This window comes from Aestuariivivens insulae (assembly GCF_022662195.1).
Classification (GTDB): Bacteria; Bacteroidota; Bacteroidia; order Flavobacteriales; family Flavobacteriaceae; genus Aestuariivivens; species Aestuariivivens insulae.
In genome coordinates, this window is record NZ_JAKMCS010000001.1 from 612,678 (window position 1) to 628,889 (window position 16,212).

The 16,212-nt window shown below is 38.1% G+C and carries 15 protein-coding genes; all 15 read left to right on the top strand.

The annotated features are described in order from the left end of the window. Nucleotides 1-18 precede the first annotated feature (18 nt). The 15 genes from MR062_RS02555 (at nucleotide 19) to MR062_RS02625 (ending at nucleotide 15,792) form a co-directional block, all read left to right on the top strand. Entirely contained in the window at nucleotides 19-729 is a 711-nt protein-coding gene (locus tag MR062_RS02555) for a class I SAM-dependent methyltransferase (RefSeq protein ID WP_242202501.1), read from the top strand. A gap of 42 nt (nucleotides 730-771) precedes the next feature. Then, the gene (locus tag MR062_RS02560) at nucleotides 772-1,911 is read left to right on the top strand and encodes a glycosyltransferase family 4 protein (protein WP_242202502.1); all 1,140 of its coding nucleotides are present in this window, start codon (nucleotides 772-774) and stop codon (nucleotides 1,909-1,911) included. A gap of 16 nt (nucleotides 1,912-1,927) precedes the next feature. Then, nucleotides 1,928-2,959, top strand: a complete 1,032-nt coding sequence (locus MR062_RS02565) for a glycosyltransferase family 4 protein (RefSeq protein WP_242202503.1) — start codon at nucleotides 1,928-1,930, stop codon at nucleotides 2,957-2,959. A 419-nt stretch (nucleotides 2,960-3,378) separates the two neighbouring features. Beyond that, a complete protein-coding gene (locus tag MR062_RS02570) occupies nucleotides 3,379-4,260 on the top strand; it encodes a beta-1,6-N-acetylglucosaminyltransferase (protein WP_242202504.1) in 882 nt (293 codons plus the stop codon). 85 nt (nucleotides 4,261-4,345) lie between these two features. After that, on the top strand, nucleotides 4,346-5,740 hold the full coding sequence (locus tag MR062_RS02575; protein ID WP_242202505.1) for an asparagine synthase-related protein: 1,395 nt from the start codon (nucleotides 4,346-4,348) through the stop codon (nucleotides 5,738-5,740). Further along, the gene (locus tag MR062_RS02580) at nucleotides 5,741-6,445 is read left to right on the top strand and encodes a class I SAM-dependent methyltransferase (protein ID WP_242202506.1); all 705 of its coding nucleotides are present in this window, start codon (nucleotides 5,741-5,743) and stop codon (nucleotides 6,443-6,445) included. It abuts the gene before it with no gap. A gap of 6 nt (nucleotides 6,446-6,451) precedes the next feature. After that, nucleotides 6,452-7,444, top strand: coding sequence for a glycosyltransferase family 2 protein (locus MR062_RS02585; protein WP_242202507.1), 993 nt, complete (start codon nucleotides 6,452-6,454; stop codon nucleotides 7,442-7,444). A gap of 171 nt (nucleotides 7,445-7,615) precedes the next feature. Then, on the top strand, nucleotides 7,616-8,029 hold the full coding sequence (locus MR062_RS02590; RefSeq protein WP_242202508.1) for an LbetaH domain-containing protein: 414 nt from the start codon (nucleotides 7,616-7,618) through the stop codon (nucleotides 8,027-8,029). Next, nucleotides 8,022-9,113 (top strand): glycosyltransferase family 4 protein, encoded by a 1,092-nt coding sequence (locus MR062_RS02595; protein WP_242202509.1) that lies wholly within the window; start codon nucleotides 8,022-8,024, stop codon nucleotides 9,111-9,113. Before MR062_RS02590 ends, MR062_RS02595 begins: the two co-directional genes overlap by 8 nt. A gap of 6 nt (nucleotides 9,114-9,119) precedes the next feature. Beyond that, nucleotides 9,120-10,115 carry a sulfotransferase family protein gene (locus MR062_RS02600; protein WP_242202510.1) on the top strand — a complete coding sequence of 332 codons (996 nt, stop codon included), beginning with the start codon at nucleotides 9,120-9,122 and terminating at the stop codon, nucleotides 10,113-10,115. Between the two features lie 4 nt (nucleotides 10,116-10,119). Further along, on the top strand, nucleotides 10,120-11,547 hold the full coding sequence (locus MR062_RS02605; RefSeq protein ID WP_242202511.1) for an MBOAT family O-acyltransferase: 1,428 nt from the start codon (nucleotides 10,120-10,122) through the stop codon (nucleotides 11,545-11,547). A gap of 2 nt (nucleotides 11,548-11,549) precedes the next feature. Further along, nucleotides 11,550-12,452: a hypothetical protein gene (locus MR062_RS02610; protein ID WP_242202512.1), complete on the top strand. Its 903-nt coding sequence runs from the start codon at nucleotides 11,550-11,552 to the stop codon at nucleotides 12,450-12,452. Further along, on the top strand, nucleotides 12,449-13,642 hold the full coding sequence (locus MR062_RS02615) for a glycosyltransferase family 4 protein (RefSeq protein WP_242202513.1): 1,194 nt from the start codon (nucleotides 12,449-12,451) through the stop codon (nucleotides 13,640-13,642). The genes MR062_RS02610 and MR062_RS02615 overlap by 4 nt, the downstream gene beginning before the upstream one ends. A gap of 15 nt (nucleotides 13,643-13,657) precedes the next feature. Then, nucleotides 13,658-14,863, top strand: coding sequence for a glycosyltransferase family 4 protein (locus MR062_RS02620; RefSeq protein ID WP_242202514.1), 1,206 nt, complete (start codon nucleotides 13,658-13,660; stop codon nucleotides 14,861-14,863). A 188-nt stretch (nucleotides 14,864-15,051) separates the two neighbouring features. Then, nucleotides 15,052-15,792: a class I SAM-dependent methyltransferase gene (locus MR062_RS02625; protein WP_242202515.1), complete on the top strand. Its 741-nt coding sequence runs from the start codon at nucleotides 15,052-15,054 to the stop codon at nucleotides 15,790-15,792. The last annotated feature ends 420 nt before the right edge of the window (nucleotides 15,793-16,212 follow it).

The window sequence follows — 16,212 nt, forward strand, 5'->3', positions numbered from 1 at the left end:
AAATAGAGTATATAGCTTATGAAACAATTAATACCCTTTAGGATTAAGAAATATTATTGGCGTTTTTTAAAATGGCGCCGTAAGCAAAAAAAGAGGCGCATTAAGTTTGATGGCAAATCCCCTAAAGAGGTTTTTACTTATATTTATAATACCAATTACTGGAGTGGACACCAAAGTATATCTGGTGGGGGGTCCGATTTGCACCATACCCAAGTGGTTATAGATCAAATTAGTCGGTTGATTAAGGAGTTTAAGTTTTCTTCCATATTGGATGTTCCTTGTGGTGATTTTATTTGGATGCAACATGTTGATCTTTTAGGTTGTAATTACACTGGTGGAGATATAGTGGAGGCTTTAATTCAAGAAAATATTGAAAAATATAAGCATGATAAAAATATTCGGTTTCAGGTTATTGATTTGTTAAAGGATGATTTGCCAAAATCGGATATTTTGATAAATAGGGATGGTTTGGTGCATTTATCATTCGATGATATTTTTAAGGCATTAGGTAATATTAAAAATTCTGGTTGTAACTATTTGCTTTCCACAACGTTTCCAAACCATAAGGAAAATAAAGATATTGTTACTGGAGATTGGCGCCCCTTAAACCTTGAGGAAGCCCCCTTTTATTTTGGTTCTCCCCTAAAGTTGATTAAAGAGAAGTATCAGCATCCAGATTATCATGACAAATCTTTAGGGTTATGGAAAATTGAAGATATTAAGTTGTAAATAGATATTGTTTCGTAGTATAGTTCTAATTTTTAATGTTTTATGATAAAAAAAATCAGTCTTTTTCATCCGTTTTCAGCACAAGCCATAGGGCTTAAAGAGATTGATTTGTATTACAATCATAGCAAGCCTCATGAGAATGCATTACGGTATTTGGATAAACTGGGGTATAATACAGGAATAAGTTATTTTTCTGGCAGACTTTTGCCCTATAGTAAAAATGTTGAGGGTGTAAAAAAGCGGTTTTTCCCTATAACAACTCCATTGTTTAAGAATAGGCATAAATGGCGTAAGCAGGGATCGTTAGTCCATTATTTATCTAATATAATTTCTCCTTCCGATTTGACCATTATCAATATGTCGGGTCATGGTAGTGTATATGTATTTAAACTCGCCAATTTATTGTTTAAAAAGGGTAAACCTTATATACCCATGATAGGCGGATTAAATATATCTACTAATGCGTCTGCTATTCGTTATTATCAACAGGCGCAATGCCTTGTCGTCCATACAGAAGTTCAAAAAAAAAAAATAGAGGTACTTGATGAATTTAAGTATTTGGACATAAGGGTTATACCTTTGGGAGTAAATACATCGTTGTTCAAACCTTTGGAGATTAAACCAAAGGGCTTAAGGCTTTTATATGTTGGGCGAATTTCAAGGTTAAAGCAAATAGAAAAGGCTATAGATGCCCTACACTATATTAAAAACGAAAGAGGAGTGGATTGCCATTTAACAATTATAGGGCCTAAAAGTGATGCGAGTTACTATCAAGAACTTATATATAGGGTTGAATCAAATCATTTGAATGATCGTGTAACATTTTTGGGGTCCCTAAACCAGAAAGACTTGATTCCGTATTACCAAAATGCCAGTTTGCTATTGTTGCCGAGTAAGCATGAGTCTTTTGGGATGGTTATGATTGAGGCAATGGCTTGTGGAACTCCTGTTGTTGCCTTACAACATACAGGAGGGCCAGATGAGATTATTGAGAGTGGCGTCAATGGGTATTTATGTTTGCCAGAAGACTATAGTTATAAGGTTTTTGATGTTTTGACCTCAGACTCACTTGAAAAAACAGCAATGAATTCAAGAGAAAGTGTACTGAACCAATGGAGTCTTGATTATACTGCAGATTGTTTTAAAAGTCTTGTAGAAAGTGTATTTTTGAGAGACTCTTAAAACCAATGATGGCCTTTTGAATACTTTTTTTATCCAACATCGTTCGCCACACCACGCCAAGAATTCTGGATACGATAGGTTGTTGGATTATTATCCTAATGCCAAAAGCCTATTGGGGCAGTCTAGAACACCCTATCAATTGGCAAAATTAGTTTCTGGTTTGGTAAATCAAAAGGCAGGCGTATATAATTCCGATAGTCTAAAAAAGGATATTGAATTATTCAATCGCTTACGAAAGCAAAACAACACTCCTGCTATAGTCCATTATTTAAATGCCGAAAGAGATATAAGGTTTGTGGTAAAACACAAAAGCTTATTTAAAAATGTTCGATTTTGTGCTACGTTTCATAAGCCACCCAGTGTGTTGGCCTGGCGTATAAGCAATCCGAAATATGTTAAGTGCTTGGACGGGGCCGTTGCTGTAGGGGAAAATCAGCTAGACTATATACAGGAGCATTTTAAAATTAAACAGGTGGCTTATATTCCGCATGGGGTAGATACCCAATTTTTTTATCCAGATGTGACCCAACGGCAACCTAATAGATTACTTTTTGTAGGGCAGCATTTGCGCGACTTTGACGCTTTGAATTATTGTGTGCCACGTATTGCAGAAAAAAATAAGGGGTTGAGTGTTTATGTCATTGTCCATCCTGCTTATAAAACAAAGGTGGCATATCATAAAAGCATAACGGTTTTAAGTGGCTTAAGTGATATTGCATTACGACAGGCCTATCAAGAGGCTGGCTTATTGTTTTTGCCTATGCTGGATAGCACTGCTTGTAATTCTATTTTAGAATCTATGGCTTGTGGGCTACCTATTGTTACTAGCGATGTAGGAGGGAATGCAAAATACCTGGAGGGCACGAACAGTATTTTGGTGCCCAAGGCAGATTATCATCAGTTTATTGATGCTACTGTAACGCTTTTAGGTGATGCTGAAAAGATTGATGAACTAGCTGTTTTAGCGAGACAAAAGGCTTTGTCTTACGACTGGAAGGTTGTTAGTAAGCAGATATTGGATTTTCATAGTTCCTTAACCTTAAGGTAAGGAGCTGTACTTATTTAACGTGAATAATGTTTAATAATGTCTCTTCGAGTGAAATTCTGGAAGAATTTAGTATCGAGAAGTACTTTTAGCGGGAAATTTATTTGCCTGCCTGTTGGCAGACTGGTTTTCGATACATGCCGACAGTAAACGTTGGCACACTCAAACAGACATAAATTCCTTGTCCATTATTTACGTTATTTAAGTCTTGTATAGCAGCAATAGTAATTTCTCTATTGAACAAAGGGACTTTACTTTGGGAACTTATATAACCTTATTGACAATCGCAATTTGGCAACATTAAGTTTTTGAATTTTGTATATGGTGTTTTCCTTTTGTAGGTTTGTTCGAAACTATTTAGGAAAATTTGAATAGGATAATTAATTAGCAATTGATACATCGCAAAAAAGATTGAGTTTATTATGATGCATGCCATTTTAATCACTGCCTATAAAAACCTAGATCAACTAGAGCAGTTGGTGGACTTTTTTGAAGACAGTTCTTTTCGTGTTTATATACATCTCGATAAGAAAGGACGTTATGATAAGGCTGTATTGGAGCGTATAAAAGCTAAAAGGCAAGTGCACATGTTGGTCCAAAAGTATCGGGTTAATTGGGGTGGTGTCAAACATTTAAAAGCCTGTCTTTTTTTGGCCCAAGAAGCCTTAGCGATAGAATCTTTATCTTATTTTCATCTTATTACGGGACAAGACTTGCCTATTGTATCGAAGGCTGATTTTTTGGCTTTTTTTAGCAATCAACCAGAAGGCCAAAAAAAGGACTATATAATGTATGCTCCCTTGCCAAACCCAAAATGGCATTATCGAGGGGGGGTGGATCGTTTAAAGTATTATCATTTTTATGATTTATTGGATGCCAAAAGACATAAACGGTTTATTAGAAAATTAGTTAGGCTGCAAAAAAAGATTGGGCTGGAGCGTTCTTTTTCAAAAATGTTTCCTGCAATGTATGGAGGGTCAACTTACTGGTCGTTAACCAGGGAATCCTTATCCTATGTGGTTAATTACACTCTGCAGCATCCAAGGTTTTTAAAGCGGTTTAATTATAGCTTTTGTGCCGAAGAAATATATTTCCAAACGCTATTATGTAACTCGCCTTTAAAACATAATATGGTAGATACTAATTTACGTTATATCGACTGGAGCAAAGGCCGGGGGAGTACTCCAGTAGTATTGGATATGCGCGATTATGATAAATTGAAGCAAAGCTCCTGTTTGTTTGCCAGAAAGTTTGATGATGTATCCCGTGATTTAATTTTAAAGATTAAAGACAGTCTTTGGTGAGGTGAAATGGATGTTTTTTTATTGGTTTTAATTTAAGGGGATCGTTTAAGACCTAGATATAAATCCTTATATTCGAAACGAATTTATGTCCATTCAGCTATCCATATTGCCTACCAATCATTTTTATGCCAAAACGCAAGCTCCTAACGAGTTGTTTTTGGAAGCCATTTGTATATATGTTGCTACGGGATTTTTTATGGACGATGATACGTTTTGGAAGGATCGCGTTTGTTTGTTGCCCGCCCATACCCACGAAGTTGATGCTTTAGGTTACCTTATTTCCAGTACGCCCAATTTTAATTGGTACCATGAACCAGAACATAGACCTTTTGAGGTGGTTTTAGAGGAGTATGTGGCCTTGTTAACCCAAATAGTAAAAGAACAAGTGGGAAATGACCAGGTTATTTTACCCTTGTCGGGAGGTTTGGACAGTAGGAGCTTGGCTGCGGTCTTGCAACTGTTGGATAATCCTGTACAGGCCTTTAGTTATGAGTTTGAGGGTGGATATCACGAAACCAAAATAGCCAGACGAATAGCTCAGGGATGTGGCTTTCAATTTGATGCCTTTAGGATAGGTAAAGGGTATTTGTGGGATTGTATAGCGGATTTGGCACAGATTAATGGTTGTTACTCTGAATTTACCCATCCCAGACAAATGGCCGTTTTAGCACAAATGAAACAGATGCAAGGCGTATTTTGCTTAGGACATTGGGGCGATGTATTGTTTGATAGAGGCGTGCCAGAAGGGACTATGGACAACGATTTGGTGGCTTTGCTATTAAAAAAAATGGTTAAGCCCGGGGGGATGGCCTTAGCGGAAAAGCTTTGGGAGGTTTGGGGGCTGGAAGGCCAATTTAGGGATTACCTTGTGTCGCGAATAGAAACCGCTTTGGCCAAGATTGCTATTGAAAATGCAAGTGCTAAGGTTCGTGCTTTTAAGACCAGTCAATGGGCACATCGTTGGACCACTACCAATCTGTCTGTTTTTGCTGCGGCACATCCAATTCGATTGCCTTATTATGATGATAGGATGAGCGATTTTATTTGTAGGGTACCCGAAGCCTATTTGGCCGATAGACGGTTACAGATAGCCCATATACAAAAAGACAAAACTCTTGCCGGCCATACCTGGCAAGCGCAACGGCCTTTTAACCTTAATAATTACCAATACAATAAAGTGCCATATAATTTGCCGTATAGGGTTTTGAATAAGTCGAAACGCTTATTGAAGGGGTGGTTTGGACAGCCTTATGTGCAACGAAATTTTGAGTTGCAGTTTTTAGGGGCAGACAATGATGTACAACTGAAGCAGTATCTTTTTGACCCTTCGCTTTATGGGCTTATCCCTCAATCTATTATAGATGATTTTTATGCTAAATTTACAAAAGACGATTATGTGCATTATTCCCATCCCATTAGCATGTTGCTTACCTTGTCTTTGTTTAATAAGGAGGTTAACCAAGCTGTAAACAGGAACTAGATGAAACGAGCCGATTTTTTAAATTATTTAAAATTAAAGTACTCTGTCTATTGCTTAAGGAAGTCTTTTGCCTTTAATGATATAGATGCTATATACCAGTTTACCAAAGATTATAGGGGCAAAGGGTATTATGAAAGGATAGCCATGCACCAATACCCTGAAGAGTTTAAGGCTTTTGCTAACTATGTTTCGAAAATACGTCCCAAAGTGGTGGTTGAGATTGGGACTAAGAGAGGTGGTAGTTTTTATGTGTGGGCTCGTTATTTTAAGCCCCAGCATTTAATTTCTATTGACTTGCCAGGAGGTATTCACGGCGGGGGCTATCCCAAACAGAAAGCCTGTTTTTTTAAATCGTTTTTATCAGATTTACCTACAAGTAAAGTGTCGCTTATCCAAGCCAATTCGCATTCTCCAGCTACTCTAGAGCATTTAAAACATTTGTTAAATGGGGCTGCTATAGACTTTTTGTTTATTGATGGTGACCATAGGTATGAAGGTGTTAGACAAGATTTTGAAATGTACAGCCCTTTGGTTAGAAAAGGAGGTTATGTAGGGTTTCATGATATTATAGCTTCAGACTATCATCATCAAATGGATTGTTATGTGGATAAGTTATGGGAAGAATTAAAAGGGACATTTCCCTATAAGGAATTTATAACAGACGCATCGCAACATAAATACGGATTGGGAGTGGTTGAGATTTAAATTTGTATGAAATTATCTATTATTATACCTGTTTACAATAACAGCAAGTTTATTGATCAATCCTATCGTATGGTTATACAACAGGAGCTGGATGATTTTGAGATTATTTATGTTGATAATAATTCGGTAGATCAATCGGTAAGCTTAATAGAACAGATATGCCTTAAGGATAGTAGGGTACAGCTTTACCATCAAAGAAAGCAAGGGGCAGGGGCGTCAAGAAATTTGGGGATATCTAAAGCGAATGGAGAGCATGTCTATTTGTTCGATGTGGATGACGAGATTTATCCAGGAGTATTAAAGCGTATGATTAAAATTTTGGATACCACACCAGAAGTTGATGCTGTGTTTGGCAAAATGGTTAAGTCCCATAAGGGTATAGCAAACACAAAAAAGCCTACTGATGAAACTTTGGAAGTGATTGTTAAAAATCCACCTGATTTGGGGATAAGGTGGTTTGGAGATTTGAGAACTGTTGTTGGACCACCTGCGTTTTTATATAGGAAAGCCGTTTTTAAAAAGATTGGCTTCTATAATGAGGCTTTAAGGTTGGGAGAAGACACGGCTTTTGATATAAGATTGGGGATGTTGTGTAAGGTTGCAGCGTATGATGCTTATGTTTATTTGTATCGGAAACATAATTTATCAACTACCCAAAAGGCAAAAAAGCAAGAATCAATGATTTTTCACACTTGGAAACGCCTTGTGTTGGAGCATTTGCCTTTTTATGTGAAGTATGAACCTCTTTTAGCTTATAAGCGTATTTTATTTCATGGGATTTTTAGTGCTATGGGGAAGCTTATTTTTTATACCAAAGGACTGCATAAGCGAGTGGGTTTAGTAAAACAGATACATCAGGATATAGTTCCTATAAGACTTCCGTTTTATATTACTTTATATTTGTGGTTGTTGGTGCTATTGCCTATCAAAATATTATTAAAGGTTTACGTATATTGGATAGCCAAACCTTATGTGGCGCGTAAACTCAGTTATTTATAACATGTTATGATACATTTAGTTAAGCATATAATTAGGAAACTTTTGTTATATAGGATGTTTAAACGCTATGTTGTATCTCATAAACTCATACAGGAGGATATAGCAACAACTATTAGCACAAGGGGATGTGTGGTTACTCCGCCTACTTTACAAAAACACTTTTTTCATTTAATGTTATATTATCCTGAATACGCCATGATTTTTTTCTGGCGTATTAGAAAGCGACCCTGGTATTATGGTTGGTTCGCTAAGGATTTTCATTGCAAGATTTTTAAAAGTACTAAAATTGAAGGTGGGCTGATGTGTTATCACCCATATGCTACAGTTATTAATGCAAAATCCATTGGTAAAAACTTTCAGTTTAGAAATGGATTAACAGTTGGAAACAAGAACAATGATAATACCCAATTGCCAACTATAGGGAATCATGTGACGGTAGGGGCACAAGTGGCTATTATTGGAGCTATCACCATAGGCGATCATGTGGAGATAGGCGCTGGTTCGGTAGTGGTGAAAGATGTGCCCTCCCATTGTGTTGTTGCAGGTAATCCAGCTGTGGTTTTGAAAACATTGCCTAATGGATAAGCGCATTAAAATTTTATTCACCATATCCAATTTTAATACCGCAGGTAGTGGTAAGGTGGTTTACGATTTAATTAAAGGGTTAAACCAATCCCAGTTTGATATAGAAATAGCTTGTGGCCATGATCAAGGCGAATTCTTTAAAACCGTAGCACAACTAGGTGTTCCTATTCATGTTTTTTCTACAAAGACAGTTTATAGGCCTTATTTTACACTGTTCTTTAGGATTCTTAAAATCTCTAAGTTTTATAACAAGCACCAATATGATTTGGTGCATTCCTGGCAGTGGAGTAGTGATTGGACAGAAGCTTTGGCCGCAAAACTGGCTGGTGTAAAGTGGCTGTATACCAAAAAGGCTATGGGGTTTAAGAGCAGGCATTGGAAATTTAAAAGCTATTTAGCAGATTTTATCATTACCATTAATGATGAGATGCGCGATTATTTTCCTGAAAAAAAGAATCAAAGGTTGATCCCTTTAGGTTTGGACACCAATTATTATCGGCCTTTGGGGACTAAAAATACGCCTGTACAGCCTTCAACTTTAAACCTAGTGATGGTCGCCAATTTAGTGCCTGTTAAGGGACTAGAGACTTTAATACGCGCTTTGGTGCTTTTGCCGATAAAAGAGTTTAGATTACAGGTTGTTGGGAAGTGCGACAATGCTTATGGAAAAGCCATGCAGCAATTGGTGCAAGACCTAGGTTTGGAAAAGCAAATTAGTTTTGTGGGAACCCAATTGGACGTAAGGCCTTATTTGGAAACAGCTGATATTTTTGTGATCCCAACCCTAGATGAAGGCCGTAAAGAAGGAATGCCTATGGCCTTGGTGGAGGCGATGAGTATGGGCATACCTGTTTTGGGTTCGAATATTACAGGTATTAAGTTTGTATTGAAAGACTTTAATAGCTTGCTTTTTGAGCCTAACAACCCCCAGTCTCTTGCAGACAAATTGTTTACCTTTACCCAAATGAGCTTAACCGAACGTGAAGTGCTTGGGAAAGCCTTAAGGGATTATTGTAAAACGCATTTTTCGTTAGAAACCTTTGTGGCCGCCCATGAACAATTGTATAAAGAACTATTAGCCTGATATTGCATGGAAAACCAACCAACCAACCCATTATTGTGGCAATCGCAAACCCCGGAAAAACTCCCCGATTTTATTATTGGTGGAGCTATGAAGTCTGGAACGAGTACTTTACATAACATACTTAATAGTCATCCACAGGTGGCGATGGCCCATGAGGAATTAGGCTTTTTTGATATGGATGAATGGTTGCAGCATCCCGATTATCATTTTTATGATCGCAAAGCAAAGCTATGGAAGTCAACATTGTTGGTTCCCGAAATGCAGGTGCTGTGGGATTGGTACTATTCCCAGTTTCCTAAAAGAACGGACCATATGCTTGTTGGGGAAGATTCAACCACCTATTTGGCCTCTCCCAGAGTAGCAGAGCGTTTGGCCATGCAAAAAAAAGCCATCAAGGTTATTTTTGTTTTACGCCATCCCACTAAGCGTACCTTATCTAATTATTTGCATGCGGTGAAATCTGGAAGGGCTTTATACAGTTTAGAGGATACCTTAAAGTATGACCCTCACAGTATTTTAAAGCGAAGTTTGTATAAGGAGCAGTTGGAAGTGTACTATAAGCATTTGCCTTCTGAACAGATAAAGGTTGTATTGTTTGAAGATTTTTTAAGAAATAAGGCTGAGGTTATTAAGGCTATTTCTACTTTTTTAAACTTAGATTTTAAAGCCTTTGATGCCTCCAATTTTGATTTGCATATTAATAAAACAAAGACTCCGAAGTATTTTAGGTTACAGTTATTACGCAATAGGTTCTTAAAGCATAAACGCGATGTAAGGTATGCCAACATGTTACCTAAAGCGGCCACTTTTGTTAGGGATATGCCATTAAGCTATAAAGTGCTTAATAAATTACATGGCATTATAAATCCGTTAGGCGATTACAATAATTTTGTGGTAAACCCGAAAACGGAGATCCTGTTGGATGCCTATTTTAAAAAGGCATTACAAGGTATAGACGAGATTGTAGGAGCGCCTGTTATGGATAAATGGTTTAAAGCTTGATTTTATGTTGTTTAATTCCCTGTCCTTTGCCCTATTTTTACCGCTTGTGTTTTTATTGTATTGGTTTGTTTTCAACAAATCCTTAAAGTGGCAAAATGTTTTAATTGTTGTAGCCAGTTATGTGTTTTATGGGTGGTGGGATTATAGATTTTTGGCTTTAATTGTTTTTAGTACCCTTGTAGATTTTGTTGTTGGAAAACAATTAGAAACAACCACAACAATCACTAGAAGGAAACTTTTGTTGGGAGTTAGTTTGGTGTGTAATCTGGGGCTATTGGGCTTTTTTAAATATTACAACTTTTTTGTGGATACCTGGATGGAAGCATGGCATATGTTTGGCATTTCCATGGAGCGTTCTACGCTTCAGATTATTTTACCGATAGGTATTAGTTTTTATACCTTTCAAACCCTTAGTTATACTATTGATGTTTATAGAAAGAAGGTAGGCGCTTCCCACGATTTTATATCATTTGCTGCTTATGTGTCCTTTTTTCCCCAGTTAGTGGCAGGGCCCATAGAGCGTGCTAATCAATTTTTGCCACAATTTAAGGTCAAGCGAAGGTTTGATACCGATTTTGCTCTTGGAGGATTTTATCTCATTGTTTGGGGGCTATTTAAAAAAATGGTTGTTGCCGATAACTGTGCTTTTTTTGTCAACCAAATATTTGACCACTCTGAAAATTTTAACTCCATGACCTTGTTTTTGGGAGCCGCTCTATTTGGTTTTCAGATTTATGGTGATTTCTCGGGCTATAGTGATATTGCCATAGGTGTGGCTCGCTTGTTTGGATTTCGATTGATGACTAATTTTAAATTCCCCTATTTTTCCAGGGATATCCCTGAGTTTTGGCGGCGTTGGCATATCTCGCTGTCCACATGGTTTCGAGATTATCTTTATATCCCTATGGGAGGATCTCGAGGTACATTTTACCAAACCATTAGAAACGTACTCGTGGTCTTTTTGGTTAGCGGATTTTGGCATGGTGCGAATTGGACTTTTGTAGCATGGGGAGGACTTCACGCCCTGTTTTTTTTACCGCTTTTTATTGTGAAAAAAAATCGTAAACATATAAGTTCAACACGGTTTTCTGTGAATCAGATTTTTAAGATCATCTTTACTTTTTGTTTGGTTACTTTGGCCTGGGTATTTTTTAGGGCTGGGACCATAAATTTGGCTTTTGAATACTTAATGCATATTTTTAATTTCTCAGGTCTCTCATTGGCCTTTTTTGTTAAAACACCTAAGACCATCCTGTTTAGTTTGATAATCTTGTTTAGTAGTATGGTTTTGATGCTATTTGAATTTTTTGCGGTTCAAAAAAATGAAAAAGAAGTTGTACTATCTTCTAAGCAGGCCTTTTTTGTTGGCTTGGTGATTTTATTTATGGGCGTTTTTAAAAATCCGGAAACCTTTATTTATTTTCAGTTTTAACCATGAAAGCTTTTTTAAAACATATCGGTTGGTTTCTTGTTCTGGTTATAGGATGCGCCACTCTGCTATCTGAAGGCAGTTTGTTTTTTTTGCGCCATTCCTCATTTTACAAGCCTTCTTTTGTGGTAAACGCTTTGAAACAAAAGGATTTTGATTACGTTGTTTTGGGCTCTAGTATTGGGTTGACCACCCTTAACACCACAGTTATTGATAATGCTTCAGGGTTGGAGGGCGTGAATTTAAGTATGGATGATACAGGAATAGGAACCCAGTGTTTAATGCTTGAACATTTTTTGGCTCAAGGTAAACGCACTAAGTATTGCGTTTTGTCTGCAAGTGTTGCCGATTTAAATACTAAGCACCCCGGTTTAAGTGTTAATAATTATAGGTTTTTACCATATATTAGAACGGGTTATGTGTCCTCTCATTTTGAAGAATTTAAGGATGATGGAGTTAATATTATCTTGCTGTCCAAGTATTTTTCTTTTGTAGGTGTTTCTTTTTATAATTTGGAATTGTTTTATCCTTCGGTCCTGAGTGCCTTTAGGCCCAACATGCACAATAGGTTTGATGCTACAGGGAATTACTATTATCCCTTGAAAGATTCTAAGGAACACGTTCCATTACAATTTTCTAATTTTCCAATTCGTTTGCAAAATCCTTATTTAGAGCGTTTGAAGCTGTTGTGTGAAAAGAATAATATAACATTAGTTGTTTATATACCCCCTATGAAAGGCAAAAACGTCGTTTTTTTAAATGATAATTATAAAGTGATTAATCATAGTGCAATTCTTGATGACGCCTATTTTTTTTACGATCGCACTCATGTTAATCTAGCAGGTAATACACAAGCAAGTCTTAAGTTTGCTGAAGATTTAAAATTATTAACACAAGGTCTACCATGACATCTAAACCTACAATAGCGATCTATTCCGGGGATATTCCGGGGACTACGTTTATAGAGCGTTTGGTTTTAGGAATGGCCCATAGCGGGCAAAGGGTATACCGATTTGGATTTTTAAAAGCTCCCGTAGCGTATCCCAAAACAGTTAAGGTTGTAGGTTATAGAAATACTAAAATAGGGAAGGGGCTTCACCTGTTGTACTACACTTTATTGCTTATACTATTTAGGTATAAGGATAAGCGCCAATTGGATAAGGTCTTAAAGGAAACGGCCACCCATTTAACCTTGGCCAAAGTCAAAGCCTATCCCGTATTATGGCACCGTCCGGATGTCTTCCATGTGCAATGGGCCAAGGATTTGAATAACTGGATGTGGGTGCAGCGCTTCGGTATGAAGTTGGTGCTTAGTTTAAGGGGGGCTCATATTAATTATTCACCAATTGCCGATGCGGAACTGGCTGCGATGTATCGTGCCCATTTCCCCAAGGTAGATGGATTTCATGCCGTGTCCAAGGCTATAGCCCTTGAAGCTGAAGGTTATGGCGCTCCTAAAGCACGGATCGCTGTGGTTTACAGTGGCTTGAATTTGAAGGATTTAGAAGTAGAGAAGCCAGATACCGCTTCGGTTTTTGAGATTGTTTCGGTAGGGCGTTCACATTGGATTAAAGGCTATCCTTATGCATTGGATGCCTGTAAGCAGCTTAAACATGCTGGCATACCGTTTAAATACACTATTGTAGGTGCTGCTCATGATATTGAGCTGTTGTATCAGATTAAAGATCTTGGTCTTGAAGATGAGGTGGTGCTTTTGGGGCAGATATCTTTTGATAGTGTACAGTTGTTAATCCGTAAGGCCTCTGTTTTATTATTGCCCAGTTTAAAAGAAGGGATCGCTAATGTGGTTCTGGAAGCTATGGCTTTGGGAACTTTGGTGCTAAGTACAGACTGTGGGGGCATGGGGGAAGTTATTAATGATGGGGTTAACGGTTTTTTAGTGCCTATTAGGAGCCCTAAGGCCATAGCAGATAAGCTTATTGAAATTAGGGAATTATCCGCTAAAGCCAAGAAGGATATTATCAATAAGGCGTATAACACGGTTGCAGAACAACATCAATTGGAACAGATGGTTAAGGGCATGCAGGCCTTATATGGGGAGGTGCTGAATACTAATGGCAAGGGGCATTATGGTTAAGAATTGGGTAAGCATATGAAAAGGTCAAAAAAAATAAAAATAGGATTGGTTCTGATTGCCGTGCCAGGGTATTCGGAGACTTTTTTTAGGAATAAAATACAGGGCTTGCAAGCACAGGGTGTTGAGGTGGTTCTGTTTGTGAATCATTTTAAACAGGGTATGGATAGGCTTGGTTGTAAGGTGGTCTGTGGCCCAAATTTTAGTAAAGGAGCATTTAAAACCGTTATTACGAGTTTGTGGATTTTATTAAAGGCCCTATTTGTAACTCCAGGGAAAACGTTTAGATATTATCAGTTGGAGGGCAAAGATGGGGTGTCGTTTAAGGCCCGTATTAAGCATCTGATACGTCATCATTTTTTATTAACAGAATCCGTGGATTGGTTGCATTTTGGTTTTGGTATGTTGGCTATAGATCGGGAGCATGTGGCCGGGGCCATTGGCGCCAAGATGGCGGTTAGTTTTAGGGGCGCCGACCTCTACTTATCACCTTTAAAACATCCTGGTTGTTATGATCGCCTTTTTACAAAGCAGGTTAAGTATCATGTGCTGTCGGCGTCGATGCAGGAGACTTTAGCGGGTTATGGTATATCGAAGGAAGTCGTTAGGGTAATCCCGCCAGCCATTGATGTGACGTTTTTTGATAACACTCATGAGGAGGAAGCTTTGCCAGGGCTTCATTTTTTGACTGTTGCCCGCTTGCACTGGAAAAAGGGACTGGAGTATACCTTAGAGGCCTTGGCCCTGATAAAGGATCAGGGGTTGGACTTTCACTATCATATTATTGGCGAAGGGGATCAATACGAACGTTTGGTTTTTGCCGTGCATCAGCTAGGGCTTCAGGATTGTGTGAGTTTTACGGGGAAATTATCGCCTAAAGCTGTTAAGGCCCATTTGGCCCAGACCACTGTTTATTTGCAGTACAGTATTCAGGAAGGGTTTTGTAATGCCGTATTGGAAGCCCAAGCTATGGGCGCTTTGTGTATGGTGAGTGATGCCGAAGGGCTTCCCGAAAATGTGATGCATGGGCATACGGGGTGGGTCGTACCCAAAAGACAGCCGCATCTATTGGCACAACAATTACAAAAGGTGCTTGGTTTGTCTGACCCTGAAAAGACAGTGATTAGAAATAATGCGGTTAGCCGGGTGCGAAGCCATTTTAATATAGAAGACCAAGAACAGGCTTTTTTTAAGTTTTATAATGAAGCTGAATCAGATTATTAATATGGTTAAATGAATTATTTAAGACTTCATTTGGAGTTAGGTTGTCATTCCGAACAAGGAACGAGGAGGAATTTCATTATTATGGAATTTAACTTTGTTGAATTTTGGATTTCTCGTCGTTCGTTCCTCATTCTGTTGAAATGAAAAGTTGTTCATTTTAAGCTGTTTAAATTTAATTTTATAATAATATGACATTATATGAATGGTTTCGAAGGCTTACTTTTCCCATTATGCCTGTGCACTTACAAACGGTACATAAAGACATAAAGGCATTGGTTTTAAAAACCAGAAAAAGTAAGGAGCCTATTAAAATTTTGGATGTTGGAGGCCGGAAATCTCCTTATACCATAGGCATTCCGGCATCGGTTGCGCTTTTAGATGTGCCCCAGGAGCATGCTGTGCAAGAGCAATTAGGCTTGGGGTTTACCGATTCTATTTTAACGGGACTACAACAAAAACGTTCTAATATTTCTGAGTTGATCATTCAGGATATGACAGCATCTACACTTGAGCCAGATCAGTATGATGCTGTTGTTTCTATTGAGGTTATTGAACATGTGGAGGCCGATGCTTTGTTTGTCCATCATATCGCCCAGGTAATCAAACCAGGAGGATGGGCTTATTTTACTACGCCAAATGGTGATTATATTAAAAATGAAGGCCCTGATAAAAATCCGGACCATGTAAGGCATTATACTAAAAAGGAGTTGCAATCTTTAATGGAGCGTTATTTTGATAGGGTGGAGGTACACTATGCGGTAGCTACCGGAAAGTATAGGCTTTGGGGGTTGAAAAGCTTTAAGCTTAAAAAGCCATGGCGTTTGGTTAAGTCGGTTGCGGGAAATATTATAAATAGTTATGAGTCAAGACACGTTGCCGATAGGCCTGTTAAAACAGGGCATTTGGTGGCTGTTGGGTATAAGGATTGATTTTAGCCTGTGTTATAGGGACTTGGGATGACAGGGAGAGATTCTTCGCTGCGCTGCGCTTGCTCTGAATGACAGAGGGGTTTGTCATTCAGAAGGAGGCTTTTTGGCCGACTGAAGAATCTATAATGATTAGTGTCAATCTTTTTATTGTGCTTTGTTTTTTTATACTTTGGAAAGAGATTCCCTGCCTACCGGCAGGCAGGTTCGCTGCGCTGCGCTTGCTCTGAATGACAGAGGGATTTGTCATTCAGAAGGAGGCTTTTTAGCCGATTGAAGAATCTTGGTGTTTGGTTTGGACTTGCAACAAAAAAATGGACTTTAAGTTGAATGACTAAGCTGCCTGTTTCTGGTTATACATATCTAATTCAAATTCTCTTATAGTTTTATTTCCTAAAAAGGAATGCCTTCTTTTATTATTGT